At 74.6% G+C, this 16,212-nt stretch carries 2 protein-coding genes (1 of these 2 running past the window's edge); both read right to left on the bottom strand.

The features are described 5' to 3' along the window. Positions 1-2,881, bottom strand: the start of a protein-coding gene (locus OG574_RS51955; RefSeq protein ID WP_326779342.1) for an SDR family NAD(P)-dependent oxidoreductase. 19,151 nt of this gene lie to the left of the window's left edge; only the first 2,881 of its 22,032 coding nucleotides appear in the window; it begins with the start codon at positions 2,879-2,881; its stop codon lies beyond the left edge, outside the window. After that, positions 2,878-16,212 (bottom strand): non-ribosomal peptide synthetase, encoded by a 13,335-nt coding sequence (locus tag OG574_RS51950; protein WP_326779341.1) that lies wholly within the window; start codon positions 16,210-16,212, stop codon positions 2,878-2,880. Before OG574_RS51950 ends, OG574_RS51955 begins: the two co-directional genes overlap by 4 nt.

The following is a 16,212-nucleotide window of genomic DNA, read 5'->3' as shown; positions in this document are numbered from 1 at the left end:
CGCCGACACAGTCGCGGCCCTCGGCGAGATTGCGCCAGAACGCCTCGAGGTCCTCGGCCTCGGGGTAGCGGCCCGCGACGCCGATGATCGCGATGTCGTCGCTGTCCGGGGAGTCAGGCGAGTCGGGGGAGCCGGGGCGCCCGGACTGTGCGGCCGAGGGCCGGGGCGCGGGCAGCAGTTCGGCGATGCGCTCCTGGTCGCCGTACGTGACGACGGCCCGCGGTGCGGCCCCCGAGAGCAGCCCGAACAGCGCGTCCAGGCCCGCGTCGGCGGGCAGGGCGTGCAGCCCGGACGTGTCGGCGGAGCGGCGCAGCACGTCTTCGGAGACCCGCATCCCGCCGTCGGCCCACAGCGGCCAGCCGACCGCGACCGAGACGCCGGGCCGGTCCGCGCGGGCGGCACGCTGCTCGGCGAAGTGCTCCATGAACGCGTTGCCGTACGCGTAGTCGGCCTGGCCCGGGTTGGCCACGGACGCCGAAACGGACGAGAACAGCGCGAAGAACGCAAGGCCGTCGTCCGCGGTGGCCTCGTCGAGATTCCGGGTGCCGGCCACCTTGGCGGCCAGGACGGCCGCGGAGCGCTCCGGGTCCTTGCGGAAGAACATTCCGTCGTCGACGCTGCCCGCGCAGTGGAAGACCCCGTCGATCCGGCCGTACGTCTCGCGCGCACAGGTCACGGCGGCCAGCACGTCGTCGGTGTGGGCGACGTCGCCGCGCACGTGGGTGACCTCGGCGCCGCGCCGCCGCCAGCTGTCGATCCGCTGTGTGAGCTCGGGCCCCGGTGCGCTGCGGCCGGTCAGCACGAGCCGCACCGGGCCGCGTGTCACCAGGCGGTCCACCAGCAGTGAGGCGAGAGCGCCGCCCCCGCCGGTGACGAGATACACGCCGTCCTCGCGCAGCACGCCCGCGCCGTTCCCGGCGGGCACGGCCAGCGTCTCGTGCCGCACTGCGAGCCGGGTGCCTCCCGTGTGCCGTACCTCGCTCTCCGCGGACAGGTCCGTGCTCTCGGCGGCGATGACGGCGGCGAGGTCCCCGGCCGTCGCGGTGGCGTCGTGGCCGACCGCACGGCAGCGCAGCTGCGGCGCCTCGGCGGCGACGGTGCGGGCGAGCGCGCCCAGCGCGTCCTCGTGCGGGCGGGGCGCGGCGGGATCGCGCGGGTGCAGGAACAGTACCGGGACAGGCCCCGTCGGCCGGGTACCGGTGACGGCCACGGCCAGCGCCCAGCTCTCGAGGTAGGCATCCGGCAGCGCGCTCCCGGCGCCGTCCGTGTCCCGGGTGCGGGCACAGCGGACGTACGCCGTCGCGGAGATGCCGTCGGTTGCCAACGCGGTGGTCAGCGAGGCGAGTTGGTCCGGATCGGCCGGGTCGAGCCGGTAGTGGTCGGCGGCCAGGCGCTGGAACGCGGAGGCCCGTTCGGCGCGTACCACCCGGGCCGGGGCCGCGGCGTCGCGCAGGGCGGCCGCGGTCGCGGCGTCGGCACCGACGAGCACCACGGTCCGTGCGCCGTCCGCCGCGAAAGCGCCGGGGTCGGCGGGCAGTGGTGTCCACACCGGCCGGTGGCAGCCGAGAGCGGGCGCGACGGCGCGGGCCGCACTTCTGGCCGCCGCCGCGGGCGGGGCTCCGGCGCCCTCATCGGGCGAGGCGGGTGTGGCAGGCGGGTTCGCGGGGGCGCTGCGCACCTGCGCGCCGAACTCGGCGTACAGGTGCGCGGCGAGCGAGTCGATGTCGGAGAACTCGAACAGCAGCGTCGGATACAGCGGCGCGCAGACGTATTCCTCCAGGCGGCGGCTGATGTCCAGCATGTGCCCGGAGTCCAGGCCGAGGTCGTAGAAACCGGCATCGGTGCGGATCGCGTGGGGCGCCCTGCCGAGAAGGGTGCCGACCAGTTCGCGCAGATGCGCGCGCACCGCGTCGGGCCCGGCCCCGCCGCCGTCGGACGAGGCAGGCGCGACAGCGGGGGAGGGGGACACCGCAGCCGGGGCGGGCGCGGCCGTGCGCGTCACGTCCGGGGCGTCGAGGAGCCGGGTGATGAGCTCGGGGTTGCGGATGCGCTTGCAGGTCAGCTTGGTGAACCCGGCGAGGAAGCGGCCGTCGGCGTCGTACAGCGCGCAGTCGTTGTGCATGATGTCCCCGGACTGGGCGTACGTCTCGGGGCGCGGCATATGGGCGTACGCGACGCCGGTCAGCGGGCGCGGGGCCCGGAACGACTCGATGAACACCGGGATGAACGGGTCCTGGTCCGGCGGCGGCACCTGCGCGAACGCGGCGATGGTGGCGCAGTCCATTTTCGCCGGGTGCAGATGGAAGTGCTCGTCGAGCGCCGCCGCCTCCCCGTCCAGGCCCAGTTCGGCGAGGAGTTCGCCGTCGCCGTAGTAGAGCCGGCCGAAGCAGCGCATCGCGGATCCGTGCCGGATCTCTTCGGCGCGGGCCCGTGCGTACATCTCGTCCAGGTCGGCCACGCGCCGCGCGGTGGTGCGCAGCCGGTCGACGTCGAGCGGCCCGGGCTCGGGCACGTCGTGCAGGACGAGCTCGCCGCGGAAGTTCTCCTGGTAGTCCGCAGCGCTCTCGCCGCCCTCGCGGCGGCGGCTCTCCGCGGTGATCCAGCGGCTGCCGTCGGTGGACGTCGACACCGTGATGCGGATGTCGCGGTCACAGCCCTCGCTGGTGGCGATCGCCTCGTGGAAGAGGACGTTGCGCAGCTCGGCACGGGCCGTGTCGAAGCCCCGGTCACGCAGGATGCGGAAGACGATGTCGAGGAAGGTCACCCCCGGCATGACGGACACCCCGTGCACCCGGTGGTTCTGCATGATGAAGTCGCTGTGCTCCAGGACGAGATGGCACACCAACTCGTGTCCGGGCTGCGGTGCGGAGGGCACGTTCACCACTTCCGTCCTTCCTGCGACGCCGCTGCGGTGTCGGCGCCGGTCGGGGTTGGGGTGAGAGGGGCGTAACCGGGTTCGGAGAGGGGTTCCTCGAAGGTCAGGCCGAGGATGGAGGCACCCAGCGGCGGGCGGCCGGGGACCGCGGGCCGCGGGCCGGGCGCCGACGGAGGTGCCGCCTCCAGCCACAGCCTGCGGCGCGCGAAGTCCGGCGCGGGCAGGGCCGGGCGCGGCCGGTGCGCCGCCGCCAGAGCCGGGTCCAACTGGCTGACGACGGCATGGGCGTTGGTGCCGCCCAGGCCGAAGGCGCTCACCCCGGCGACCCGCACCCGGCCGGGCTCCGGCTCCCAGTCGTGGGCCGTGCGGCTCGGGTAGAACGGCGAGGCGGCGAAGTCGAAGCGCGGGTTGGGCCGTTCGCAGAACAGCGTCGGTGCGATCCGCCCGTCCCGCACCGCGAGCACCGCCTTGATCAGGCCGGCCATGCCCGCGGCGCTCAGCAGATGCCCGACGTTGGTCTTGACGCTTCCGATGGCGCAGAAGCCGGTCCGTCCGGTCTCCTCGCGGAACACCTCGGTCAGGGCACGCAGTTCGATCGGATCACCGATCATCGTGCCGGTGCCGTGGGCCTCGATCAGGCCGACCTCGTCGGCCCGCCGCCCGGCCGCGGCGAGGGCCCGGCGGACGACCTTGGCCTGTGCCGCCGGGTTGGGGGTGGTCAGTCCCATGGTGCGGCCGTCGTTGTTGACGGCGACCGCGTCGATCACGGCATGGATCCGGTCGCCGTCCCGCAGCGCCTTCTCCAGGGGCTTGAGCAGGACGACGCCGCAGCCCTCGCCGGGCACGAACCCGTCGGCGTTCTCGTCGAAGGTGGCGCAGCGGCCGTGCCGGGACAGCGCTTTGGCCGCGCTGAAGTCGAGATACGGCTCCTCGTCCAGGAGTACGTCGACCCCGCCGGCCAGCGCCAGCTCCGACTCGCCGTCCAGGAGACTGCGGCAGGCCAGCTGGAGCGCCACCAGTGAGGACGAACAGGCGCTGTCCACCACGAGGTTGGGGCCGTGCAGGTCGAAGTGGTGGGCGATGCGCGCGGCGATGAAGTTCTGGTCGGAGCCCATGCCCACGAGGCCGCGCCGCTCGCCCACCCGGCGCCCGTAGTGGGACATCCGGGCGCCCGCGAACACCCCCACGTCGCGGCCCGCCAGCTCCCGCGCACTGTATCCGGCGTCCGTCAGACAGGTGGCGGAGCCTTCCAGGAACAGCCGCACGGCCGGGTCGAGGCAGCGGGCCTCGTCCTCGCTCATGCCGAACCACTCGGGGTCGAAGTCCTCGATCCCGTCCAGGAATCCGCCCCATTTGCTGGTGCTGCGGCCCGGCTCGAGCTCGGGCCGGTACAGCTCACCGACGTCCCAGCGCGAGGGCGGCACCTCGGTCACCGAGCAGGTGCCGCCCAGCAGATTGCGTGCGAAGGCGGCGGCGTCCTCGGCGCCGGGGAAGCGGCAGGAGAGCCCGATGACAGCGATCTTCCCGGACGGGGCCACGGGGGCCACAGGGGCCACAGCCACGGGAGCCGTAGGAGTCACGGGGGCCACAGGAGCCACGGCGGGCGCGGTGGTCGCGGCGGGCGTCGCGGCGGGCACGGGCGGTGCGCTCGGCACCCCGAGGTCCGCCAGATGTCGGCCCAGGAGTTCGAGGGTGGGGTGGTCGAGAAGCGTCGCCGGGTCGAGGGACAGACCCGTCAACTCCTCGAGCCGCAGCAGGATTTCACCCAGGAGGACGGATTCCACCCCCAGGTCGCCGAGGAGCGCCGTCGGGTCCAGGGCGTCCTCGGGAATCGCGAGGAGCTCGCTGAACAGCGGGGCGAGCCAGGGCGGCCCGGTGACTGAGGTGTTCGGCACGGTGTGCTCCTCTTCACGGGGCCGGGGCGGCGTGGCCCCGGTCGTCGTCGGAACGGGTGCGGACCCGGCTGCGGGTGTGGAACCGGCCATGGGGGTGGACCTGGCCGAGGTGGTGGACCCCACGGAGGCCGTTGCGTCGGTGTCCCGCGGGGAACCGAGCAGCGCCGCGGGGTCGGCGGCGATGCCGTCGATCGGGGGGCAGGGCACGATGCGGGCCTGCTCGGCGGGCAGGGCGAGGATCCGTTCGAGGACCCGCAGCCCCTCCTCGTCGCCGAGCGGTCCCACGCCCACGGGCGCGCAGCTGTCCGGCCGGTCCGCGCCCATGCCCGACTCGCTCCAGGTGGGCCAGGCGACCGAACGGAACCAGGGGCGTCCCGAGCGCACCTGGTGATCGGCGTAACAGTCGAGGAAGGCGTTGGCCGCCGCGTAGTCGAGGACGCCGGCGGCCAGGCCGGGCGCGACGGCGGACAGCGAGGAGAACAGCACGAAGAACTCCGGCCGGTCACCGGCGCACAGCTCGTCGAGGACCTCGAGGCCCGTCGTCTTGGGTTCGAGTACGGGGTCGAAGTCGGCGAGTTCCTTGCCGATGAACGAGGGCCTGCCGACAGGCCCGCGCCCCGCGCAGTGCACGACACCGCCGATCGGGCCGAGCACCTCGCGCACCTCGCGCAGGAACCGGTCGGTGCGCTCCCGCTCGCTCAGCGGGCCGGAGTGCACCAGGACGCGCGCGCCCTGGGCCTCCAACTCGGTTACCAGCGACGCCGTTTCGGCCTCGGGTGTGCCCGGCGAAAGGAGCGGCCAGTCGGCACGCGGCGGCTGCGGACGGGCCCCGGTCAGGGCGATCCGCCGGGCGCCGCGGCGCACCAGGAGCCGGGCCACCCGGGCCCCGATGCCCCGGGTGCCGCCGGTGACGAGGTAGGCGCGGTCCACGGCGGGGGTCAGCGGCCGGTGCCCGGCGTCGGGCAGGGCCACGAGTTCGGGGCGGTGGCGCACTCCGCCGCGTACGGACACGTCGCCCGGGCCGTACGGCCCGGTGTACTCGGCGAGGATCTGCCGCGCGGCCGCGTCGGGTCCGACGGCCGAGGCGTCCAGGTCGAGCACGGTGCCGGTGACCCGCCCGTACTCCGCGCCGAGCATCCGCACGAAGCCGGCCATGCGCGCCCCGGCGAGCGAGGGTGCGGGGCCCGCGGGCCCGTACAGGCCCTCGGTCACGTGCAGTACGCGGCCGCCGTGGCCGCGCAGGGTGCGCACGAGCCGCCGCAGCAGGACGAGCCGGGCCGTCCAGCATCCGGCGTCCCCGCGGGCGGGGCCGCCGAGGTCGGTGAGGTCGATCAGACCGCCCACGGCATCCGGCCCGTCGGCCCGCAGCCCCTGCGCGAACGCGGCAGCCTCGGCCTCATCGCCGATGCCGGTGATACCGGGGATACCGATCCCGGCGTCGGCGCCCGCCCGGACGAGCGTGACCCGGTCGGGGCCGAGCAGTGCGGCCAGGGCGCGCGCCACGGGCTCGCCGGGTGCGGAGAAGACACAGAGGACACGGCCCGACGGTGCGGGAGCGGCCGTGGCGGCGAGCGGCGGCAGAGCCCGCCAGGTGCGGCCGTACAGCGTGGTGCCGGACGGTTCCGTCACGGTTGTTGCCGTTGCCGTTGCCGTTGCCGTTGCCGCCGGAGCCGCGGTCCGCGGTTCGGGCAGCCAGTGCCGGTCCTCGGCGAACGGGTACGAGGGCAGCGAGACCAGGCGGCGGCGCACCGGGTGCAGATTCGGCCAGTCGACCGTGCCGCCCTCCGTCCAGTGCCGGCCCAGGCGCAGCAGCTCCGCGTCCCGGTCGGCGGCCGCATCGAGCACCGCCTTCGGGCCGTCGGGCAGGGCGCCGCCGGGGGTGCGGCCGTGCACCCAGGCGCCGGTGTCGCCCGAGGCGAGCCGGTCGAGGGCGCGGCACAGCTCGGCCACGTCGTACGCCACGAGCGCGACCCGTTCGCGCAGGGGCTCCCGGCCGCTCTGCAGGGTGTGTGCCACGTCGGCGAGGGCCGGCGCGGGCCGGTCGTCGCGTCCGAGCCGGTCCCGCAGCCGTCCGGCCAGTGCCTGCAGCCGGCCGAGGTCGTGCGCGGACAGGACGATCAACTGCGGTTCGGGTACGCCGGGTACGCCGGGTGCGGTGGGTTCCGGTGCCGTGCCGGGGACGTACTCCTCCACCACGACATGCGCGTTGGCTCCTCCGGCGCCGAAGGCGCTGAGGCCCGCGCGGCGCGGCAGCGGGGCGCCGTCCGCTCCGGTGAGCGGGGCCCAGGGGCGGCCCTCGCGGACCACCTCGAACGGTGAACTCGCCCAGTCCACTGCGTCGTTGAGCTCCTCGGTGTGCAGCGACGGCACGAGGTGGCGGTGGCGGAGCTGGAGCACCACCTTGGTGAGGCCCGCGATACCGGCCGCCGCCTCCGCGTGCCCGATGTTGGCCTTCACCGAGCCGATGGCACGGCTCGCCGGGGCCACCGATGCGCCCGCGAAGGCCCGGTTCAGGCCGTTGATCTCCACGGGGTCACCGAGCTGGGTGCCGGTGCCGTGCGCCTCCACGTAGCCGATGGTGGCCGGGTCGGCGCCCGCGCGGCGCAGCGCCGCACGGACCAGATCGCCCTGGGCCACGGGGTTGGGCACCATGTAACCGTTGGTCTTGCCGCCGTGGTTGACGGCCGTGCCCCGGATGACGGCGTGGATGCGGTCGCCGTCTGCCTCGGCGGCGGACAGCGGCTTGAGCAGCACCGCCCCGACACCCTCGGCGGGCACGAAGCCGTCGCCGCCCGCGCCGAAGCTGCGGCAGCGGTGGTCGCTGGAGGACATCTTCAGGCGGGTCTGCTGGCGGAACTTGTGCGGATGCAGCGAGAGGTTCACTCCGCCGGCCACGGCCGCGGCGCACTCGCCGCGGCGCAGGCTCTCCACCGCCAGGTGCAGCGCGGTCAGCGAGGACGAGCACATGGTGTCCACGGCGAGGCTCGGGCCGTGCAGATCCAGGAAGTACGAGACCCGGTTGGCGATGCCCGCGACGGCGGACCCGGTGTCGGCGCTCTCCCCGGCCAGCGAGCGCTCGACGCCGAAGAAGGGGTACTCGTTGTACATCGTGCCGACGAACACGCCGACGTCGGAGCCCAGTTGCTCCCGTATGCGGGCCCTGGTGCAGCCCGCGTCCTCCAGGGTCTCCCAGACCACCTGGAGGAACTGCCGCTCCTGCGGATCCATCAGCTGGGCGTCGCGCGGCGCGATCCCGAAGAACAGCGCGTCGAACCGGTCCACACCCTCGAGGAAGCCGCCCCACATCTGCTCGGTGGGCCAGCCGTCGCGGGCGCGCTCGGCAGGCAGGGGACCGACGCTGTCGACGCCTTCGGCCAGATTGCTCCAGAACGCCTCCAGGTCCCCGGCCCCCGGGTAGCGGCCCGCGATGCCGATGACGGCGATGGGCTCGGGACCGTCGGCCGCGGCACTTTCGCCCAGGGCCGCTGCGGGCGTACGGGTCACGGGGAGCGGGTCCGGGGACGGGACGGGCGGCGACGGCTGCGTGTCCGGGCCGGCCGACCAGGGGCCCTCGTGGTGGGCCGCCAGATGCGCGGCGACCCCGGCCAGGTCCGGATACTCGAACAGGACCGTGCTGGACACCCCTTGGACGTCCTGGCGCAGCCGCTCGTTGAACCGGGCGACCAGGCGGGAGCTCAGGCCGTAGTGCTCCAGCGGCACCCGCGGGTGCAGCTGCTCGGCGGGGATGCCGCTCACCTCGGCGAAGCAGGCGGCGACATGCTCCTGGGCGCGGTCCGCGCGGTCGTCCTGAACCTGCGGGGACGCCGGCGGCGCGGACTGCCCGGACTCCGGCGCGGCCGGTACGGAACCCGTCGCACCGTCCGGCCGCCGGGCCGCGGGCGCGGCGAGCCAGTGCCGCTCCTGCGCGAGGACCGTGAAGTCCTGGACGGGGAGCGGGACGCGGCGGGCGGGCGCGGACCACAGCCGGGCGAAGTCCACCACGTGCCCGCGCAGCCAGTCCCCGGCGGCCCGCGCCAGGTCCTGCGCGTCGGTGGGTACTCCGGCGAGCGCCGGATCGGCGGCGGCCGTCGCGAGGCCCGGACAGGGGCGCCCGTCGAGAAACGCGGTCAGGCCCGCCCGTACGCCGTCCAGGCCGTCGGCGGACAGCGTCAGGCGGTGACCGAGCGACGCGCGCCCGGTCTGCAGCGTCCAGGCGATGTCGTCGAGGCACAGGGCGTTGCCCGCCCCGGCCAGATGGTCGCGCAGCCGCCCGGCCGCCGCCGTGAGGCCCTCGGGCGAAGCGGCCGACAGGACGACGGTGCGCGGACCACTCGCCGACGGCGCGGCCCCGGCCCCTGCGAGTCCGTCCTGCGCTGCGGGCCCGGTGCCGTGCGCGTGCGGTGCTCGCACCACCACATGGCCGTACGAACCGGTCGCGCCCACCGCGTTGACCAGGACGGTGGCCCGGCCGTCGGCGGCGCGCGGCGTGAGCGCGCGCGGAGTGTCGACCAGCTCGACCGGGAGGCCGTCCCAGTCCACGAGCGGGCTGAGCTCGCCCGACACCAGCGTGGGCGCGATGCGCCCGTGACGTATCTGCAGCAGCACCTTGATGAGCTGCGAGAGACCCGAAGCGGCCTCCAGGTGCCCGATGTTGGGCTTCAGCGTGCCGACCGGAACCGGCGACGCTCCGGCGCAGCGGGCGAGTACGGAGCCCAGTGCCTCCAGCTCGGCGGCGTCGGCGATGCCCGCGCCCGCCGCGGCGCACTCCACGTAGTCGACCTCGTCGGGGATCACCGACGCGTCGGCCAGGGCCCGGGCGAGCGAGTCGGCGAGGGCCGCGGTGTGCGGCGCGCCGTAGCGCGGCGCGCGGCCCGCGTGGCCGATCCGGGTGCCCTCGATCAGGCCGTGCACGGTGTCCTTGGCGCGGCGGGCGGCGTCGGCCGGGCGCAGCAGCAGCACCCCGACGCCCTCGCCCGGGTGCCAGCCGCTGCCTTCGGCGGCGTACGCGGCCGGCGGGGCGTCGGCCGCGAGCAGTTCGAGGCCGTCGAGCAGGCCCCAGTGGTAGGGGTGGGCCAGCAGGTTGACGGCGCCGACGACGGCCGCTCCGCACTCGCCGCGGCGCAGGCTCTCCACCGCGAGGTGCAGCGCGGCGAACGACGACGAGCAGGAGGTGTCGACGGCCAGGCTGGGGCCGCGGAAGTCGAAGAAGTGCGAGACCCGGTTGGCGATGTCGGAGGCGGTCGCCGCGACCTCCGCGCTGTCTCCCCCGTTCCACCGGTCGGCGCCCTGCTGCCGGTAGTCGTGCCACATGGAGCCGATGAACACCCCGACGCGCCCCGCGGACCTGCGCAGCGAGTCGGCTGTGTGCCCGGCGTCGTCCAGGCACTGCCAGACGCTCTCGAGCATCAGCCGTGCCTGCGGGTCGAGGGCCGGCGCTTCCTGCGGTGACACATGGAAGAGGAGGCTGTCGAACCGGTCGATGTGCGGCAGGAATCCTCCGGTGGCACGGGCCCCCAAGGGCGCCGTCTCCGGCCGGGACGCGGGCGCCGGGCCGATCGCGGTACGGCCCGAGACCAGGTTGTCCCAGAAGGCGTCCAGGTCCCCGGCCCCGGGGAGCCGGCCGGCCATGCCGATCACCGCGGCCGGCTCGGCGGTGTGCGCCGGGGGTTCGGCGTCGGCGTCCTCGGCGGCGGCGCTGACCGGCGCCACGGCATCGGTGATGACGGTGCTGCTGTCGCTGCTGCTGTCGTTGCTCCCGCTGTAGCCGTCGCTGTCGGTCGGCTCGGTGAAGAACGGCGCCGTGCCGCCCGCCGTGCGCTGCGGGTGTTCCGCCGCGCCGCCGAGGAAGGCCTGCAGGAAGACATGGCCCTCGTCCAGGCCGAGCCACTGGCTCAACTGCTCGGTGTTCAGGGCGCCGATCGGACACAGGCCGACACCGTGGGCGGCCTGCCCCAGCATCAGCAACTGGCTCATGTACCCGGATTCCAGCGTGAGGTAGCGCAGGCTCTCCTCGGCGTACAGCGGCTCGATTCCGTGGCGCTGGCCGAACAGGTAGATGCCGAACCGGGAGCGGTCGAACACCGGCCGGTTGTAGTAGAAGTGGGCCCCGCGATCCGGCAGGACACCGGACCGCAGCAGGCGCAGCGAGTGCCGGGACGGGTCGTAGTAGTAGAGCCCGGCGTCGAGGCCCTCGACGGCGTCCGGCGTCAGGTGCAGATAGACCTGGACGGAGTAGGTGTCGCCGGCCGACGGGTACAGGGCGCCGGTGCCGTCGGCGCCGGTGGTCTCGCGCAGCAGGCCGAGCAGACGCGAGAAGGACCGGTGGGGCACGGGCTGGTCGAGGAAGTCCCGGCGGCTGGCCCGCCAGGCGTGGAGCTCGTCCTCGAACCGGACTTCGCCCAGCTGCACTTCGGGAAGCCCGGGCTCGTCGGCGCGCCGGTTCCAGTGCTGTCGCTTGAAGCGCTCGCGCTCCTCGGTGGCGAAGAAGTCCACCGGTCCGGGGCCGGAATCGGGCCTTTCGTCGGAGGCCACCGTGGCCTGCGTGACGGTCGTCGCCGTGGTCTCGGCATCGTCTGACGTCGCGGTCTCCGCCTCGACGGCGACAGTGCTCTCCGCGTCGGCGCCGCCCCCCAGCTGAGCATGGACCCAGCCGGCGATCGCGCCGACGCTCGGGTTGTCGAGCAGTGCGGAGACGGGGAACCGCTGCTTGTACGAGCGCTGCAGGGAGCCCGAGACCCGGACCATGGTGAAGGACGTCGCGCCCTGGTCCCACAGGTCGGTGTCGGCGTCCACCGACTCGACCCCGAGGGCCTGGGCGAACAGATCGGCGATCTCCGCGCACAGCTCGTCGCGCGGCGGCACGGAAACCGAGGGCCCGGCCCCGCCCGCGACGGCAGGCTGCTCCGCCGCAGACTCCTTCACAGGGACGGCCACTTCGGCCTCCGAACCGACGGGATCGGCGTCGGCAGAGCGGTCCGGCGGCGTCAGGTGTGCCTTGGCCAGCGGCCAGGGCAGCGCGGCCCGGTCCAGCTTCCCGTTGGCGGTGGCCGGGAACCCGGCCAGGAAACCGATGAAGTTGGGCACCATGTACTCCGGCAGCGTCTGCCCCGCGAACCCGCGCAGTTCACGCCCGGAAGGCGCCGAACCCGGCAGGGCCACGAGGTACGCGACGAGGGTGCGGTCCCCGCAGCCGTCCTCCCGGGCCAGGACCACGGCGTCCTTGACCCCGTCGTGCGCCCGCAGCCGGTGCTCGATCTCGGCCAGCTCCACCCGGAACCCGCGGACCTTCACCTGTCCGTCGGCCCGCCCCTGGAAGCTCAGGTTGCCGTCCGGGTAGTACAGGGCCCTGTCACCGGTCTTGTAGAGGCGCTCCTGCGGGTCCTCGTGGAACGGGTCGGGGATGAACCGGTCGGCGGTCAGCTCGGGCTGGTTGACGTAGCCGAGGGCCAGACACTCACCGCCGATGTACAGATCCCCCTCGACGCCGACGGGACAGGGGCGCAGCGCCTCGTCGAGCACGTGGTAGCGGCTGTTGTCGATGGGCCTGCCGTAGGGGATGCTGCGCCAGGCCGGGTCGATCGCCCCGATGCGGAACCAGTTGGACCACACCGTCGCCTCGGTGGCACCGCCCAGGCTGATCATGTCGGCGCGCGGGAAGACGGCGCGCACCTCGTCGGGGAGGGGCAGCGGCGTGAAGTCGCCGCTGAGGAACACCAGGCGCAGATCACCGGTACCCGCCGTGCCCACGGTGTCGAGCAGCGGGCCTACCTGGGCGAGCGTGGTGGGCGCCGAGTTCCAGAAGGTGACCGGCTCCTCGATCAGCACGTCCAGGAGGAGGGCGGGATCGCGCTGCTGCTCCGCGTCCGCGATGTAGAGCGCGGCACCCGTACCGAGCAGGCCGAACACGTCGAACACGGACAGGTCGAAGCCGAGCGAGGTGACACACAGGCCCATGTCCCCGGGCCCGAACCCGAAGGTGCGCCGGCACCAGTTGATGAGGTTCAGGACGGGCCGGTGCGCGACCGCCACACCCTTGGGGCGGCCGGTGCTGCCCGAGGTGAAGATGATGTACGCCGTGTTGTGCGGCTGCGTCACGGGCCGCGGGCAGGTGTCCGCGTCGGCGGGGTGGGGGCCCTCCACGGCGGCGTCCGCGCACACGCGGGCGTATCCGTCGGGCACCGGCCAGCCCTCGCGGTCGGCGGTGGTGACGACGACCGCGGCGTGCGCCTCCTCGAGGATGACGGCGGCCCGCTCGGCGGGCAGGTGCGGCTCCATCGGCAGATAGACACCGCCAGCCTTCAGGATCCCGAGGACCACCGCGACCATCATGGGCCCGCGCGGCACACTGACGGCGACGACCGTCTCCGGGCCCACGTCCTCGGCGGCCAGCCGGGCGGCGATGCGGTTGGCCCGCCGGTTCAGCTCCTGGTACGTCATCGTGCCGCCGCGCCAGCGCAGCGCCTGAGCCTGAGGGTGCTCGGCCGCCTGCTCCTCGAAGAGCTGGTGCATCAGCCGGTCGTCGGGGAACGCGCGGGCGGTGTCGTTCCACTCGTGCAGGATCTTGTGCAGCTCGGCGCCGCGCACCTCGCCGTCGTCCGCGCCCGACGTGTCGCCCCCGGCCGGCTCCTGCCAGGCCGCCGCGTCGTCGGCGAGACGGGTCACGGCCCGGCGGTACTCGGCGTGCAGCTCGCTCCAGCCGCCTTGCGGGGCACGGCCGTCCACGGCGTCCCAGGCCAGCTGCAGCTGCCCGGCGTCGACGGTGGTGATGCAGTCCAGGAACACGTCCGGGGTACAGCTCAGCCACTGCCCGGCCCGCACCGACCCCGGCAGCGGCCGGCCGGTGAGGTCCAGGGCGCACGTGTAGACGACGGGGTACCCGGCGCCGCCGGAGCGCGCCACGGCCCGCCGCAGCTCGGGAAGACCGCTGCCGGACACATCGGCGTCCCGCTCCAGACCCTCCTGGTAGGTCCGGGCCCGCGCGGTGAAGGACAGCTCGCGCGGCGCGCACGGCAGCCAGCTCAGCGCCGTGAACTCGCCGGGCCGCTGTGGGTCGAGACCGTGGTCCCAGCGGACCACCGGCACGGCGAAATCCGTTCCGTACGTGCGGGCGAGGACATCGGTGAACGCGGTGAGCAGCACCGCGTCCAGGCTCAGACCGTGCTCGGCGCAGCGGTCGGTGAGCGGCCGCAGTGCCAGCGGCGCGCCGGCCAGGCGGACCCGGCGGTCGGGCGCGTCCGCGTCACGCGGCTCGGGCAGCGGCACACCGGGCGGCAGCGCCCGCAGCCGGTCCTGCCAGTGGGCCCGCGAGCGGGCCTCTTCGTCCGCGTCGCGCGCCGAGTCCCGAGCCGCCTCGGCGGGCCGGGGCTCCGCCGCGGGATCGGCGTACAGGCGCATCAGTTCACGGCCGGTCAGATGGATGCCGCGGGCGTCGGTGAGCGTGAGGTCCATCGACATGAGGACCGTGTCACCGCCGTCGCCGCGCACCACCCGCACCTCGAACTGCGGGTACCGGCCGAGCGGGAAGTTCGCCGCCGCCATGGCATCGCGCACCTCATCGGGGCAGCCGCCCGCGACGACGGGCACCGTCCAGCGGCGCGGCGCCCCGGTGCGCACCTCCACGACGCCGTCCTGCGTGACCGCCGAGCGCAGCACGTCGTACGCCTCGACGAGCCGCACCACGGCCGACTCCAGGCGCACCGGGTCCACGCGCTCGTCGGTGTCGTACGGGACGACGACCTGGCATCCCCGCCACGGCCCCGGCTCCCCGGCGGCACGCGCCACGAAGTACGCCTGCTGCAGGTCGTTCAGGGGGCGGGTGACGACGGGTCCCGCGACGGCGAGCGCGCGCAGCCCGTTGCACAGCGACGCGAACGCGGCCTCCACCACACCGGGCGCGAAGCACCCGTCAGCGGTGTCCCAGCGCAGATGCAGCGCGCCGTCCTGCTCCCACATCTGGTGGTCGAGCCACACCCCGGAGGTCTGGCTGACCGCGTACACCGGCGCCGCTGCGAACCCGCGCGCCCTCGGCCGGCCCGCCGCGTCGAGCATGCTGGTGAACACCACGGGCAGCGGCCCGGGACCGCCGCCGCGCAGCGCCCGCTGCGCGCTGACGCCGCAGACCGCGGAGTGCTCCAGCGCCTGCCACAGGCCCTCGTGGGTGAGCCGGGCGGCCTCCTCGAACGTGTGCTGCTGCGGGGGCACCGCCTCGACGAACGTGGTGCCCGTGAACGGACCCACCAAGTGGTCGGCCTCCGGCGGCAGTTGAGGGCGCCTGCTGGTGGTGACGACCAGGGAGAACGGCTCGTGGGCGCCGTGCCGGGCGAGCGCCTCGGTGAACACGGTCAGGACCAGCGAGGTCGGCGACACCGCCAGCTCCTCGGCCCTCGCGCGCAGCGACCGCCACTCGGCGGCCGTCAGCCGCGCGGTGCGGCTGCTGCGGCGCACACACGACAGGCCGGCGCCGCGCTCCGGCGCGTCCCCCGTGAACAGGCCCGGCGCGCCCGGCAGTTCACGCAGCCGCCGCACCCAGTGGTCGAGGTCACGCCGGTGGGCCTCGGTCCGCCGCGCCGCGTCCAGGGCCACAACGCAGTCCCGCACCGACAGCGGGGCCGTCGGTGCGGGAAGGAGGTGGGACGGGTCGGCGTAACACGCCTCCCACTGCGCGGTGAGCAGGTCGAGGCCCTGACCATCGGTGACTATCGCGTCGATGCCGAAGTGGACGCGGCCGGTGCCGTCGGGGCCGAGGGTGACCTCGATCGCGAAGGGGGGACAGTGGCCCGCCGGGAAGAGGTGGTGGGACATCCGGGCGCGCACGGCGGTCGCGGTCTCGGTGAACTCGGCGCGCGTGGCGCTCCCGTGCACGGCGAGGTCCCAGCGCGGGGCCTGCGCGGATATCTGCTGCCGGCCGTCCTCGGTGACGGTGGCGCGCAGGATGTCGTGGTGCTCGACAAGGCGCTGCCAGGCGGCGCGCAGCCGCTCGGTGTCGAGCGCCGGCACGTCGAACTCGCGGTACAGGTGGCAGCCCACGGCGTCCGCCTGCAGCTCGGGCTCCTTGCCGATGAGATACGCCTCCTGCAGCGGCGTCAGCGGGAACGGCTCGTGCAGGGCGTCCGGGTCCGCGGCGACCTGTGCTCCGACGGCACCCGCACCCTGGACCGGCACCGCCTGCGACGCGTGGTCGGCGACCCGCACGGCGTACTCCCCGACCGTGGTCGCCTCGGTGAGCCAGCCCAGCGGCACATCCGCCGCACACTCGCCCTGCACCGCGAGCCACAGCCGGGCCGCCGTCATCGAATCGAGGCCGAGGCCCCGCAGTTCGCATGCGGCGGTCACGGGCTGCGCGTCGGGCCGGGCCGCGGACAGCACCCGCACCATCACGGCCGTCACCCGTGCGGCGAGGCCGGACGCATCCTGCTGCCCCGACGGGCTGGTTCCAGGCTCCAT

This window comes from Streptomyces sp. NBC_01445, assembly GCF_035918235.1.
Classification (GTDB): Bacteria; Actinomycetota; Actinomycetes; order Streptomycetales; family Streptomycetaceae; genus Streptomyces.
Note: the sequence above shows the minus strand (reverse complement) of the source record. Positions and strands in the feature narration are given on the sequence as shown.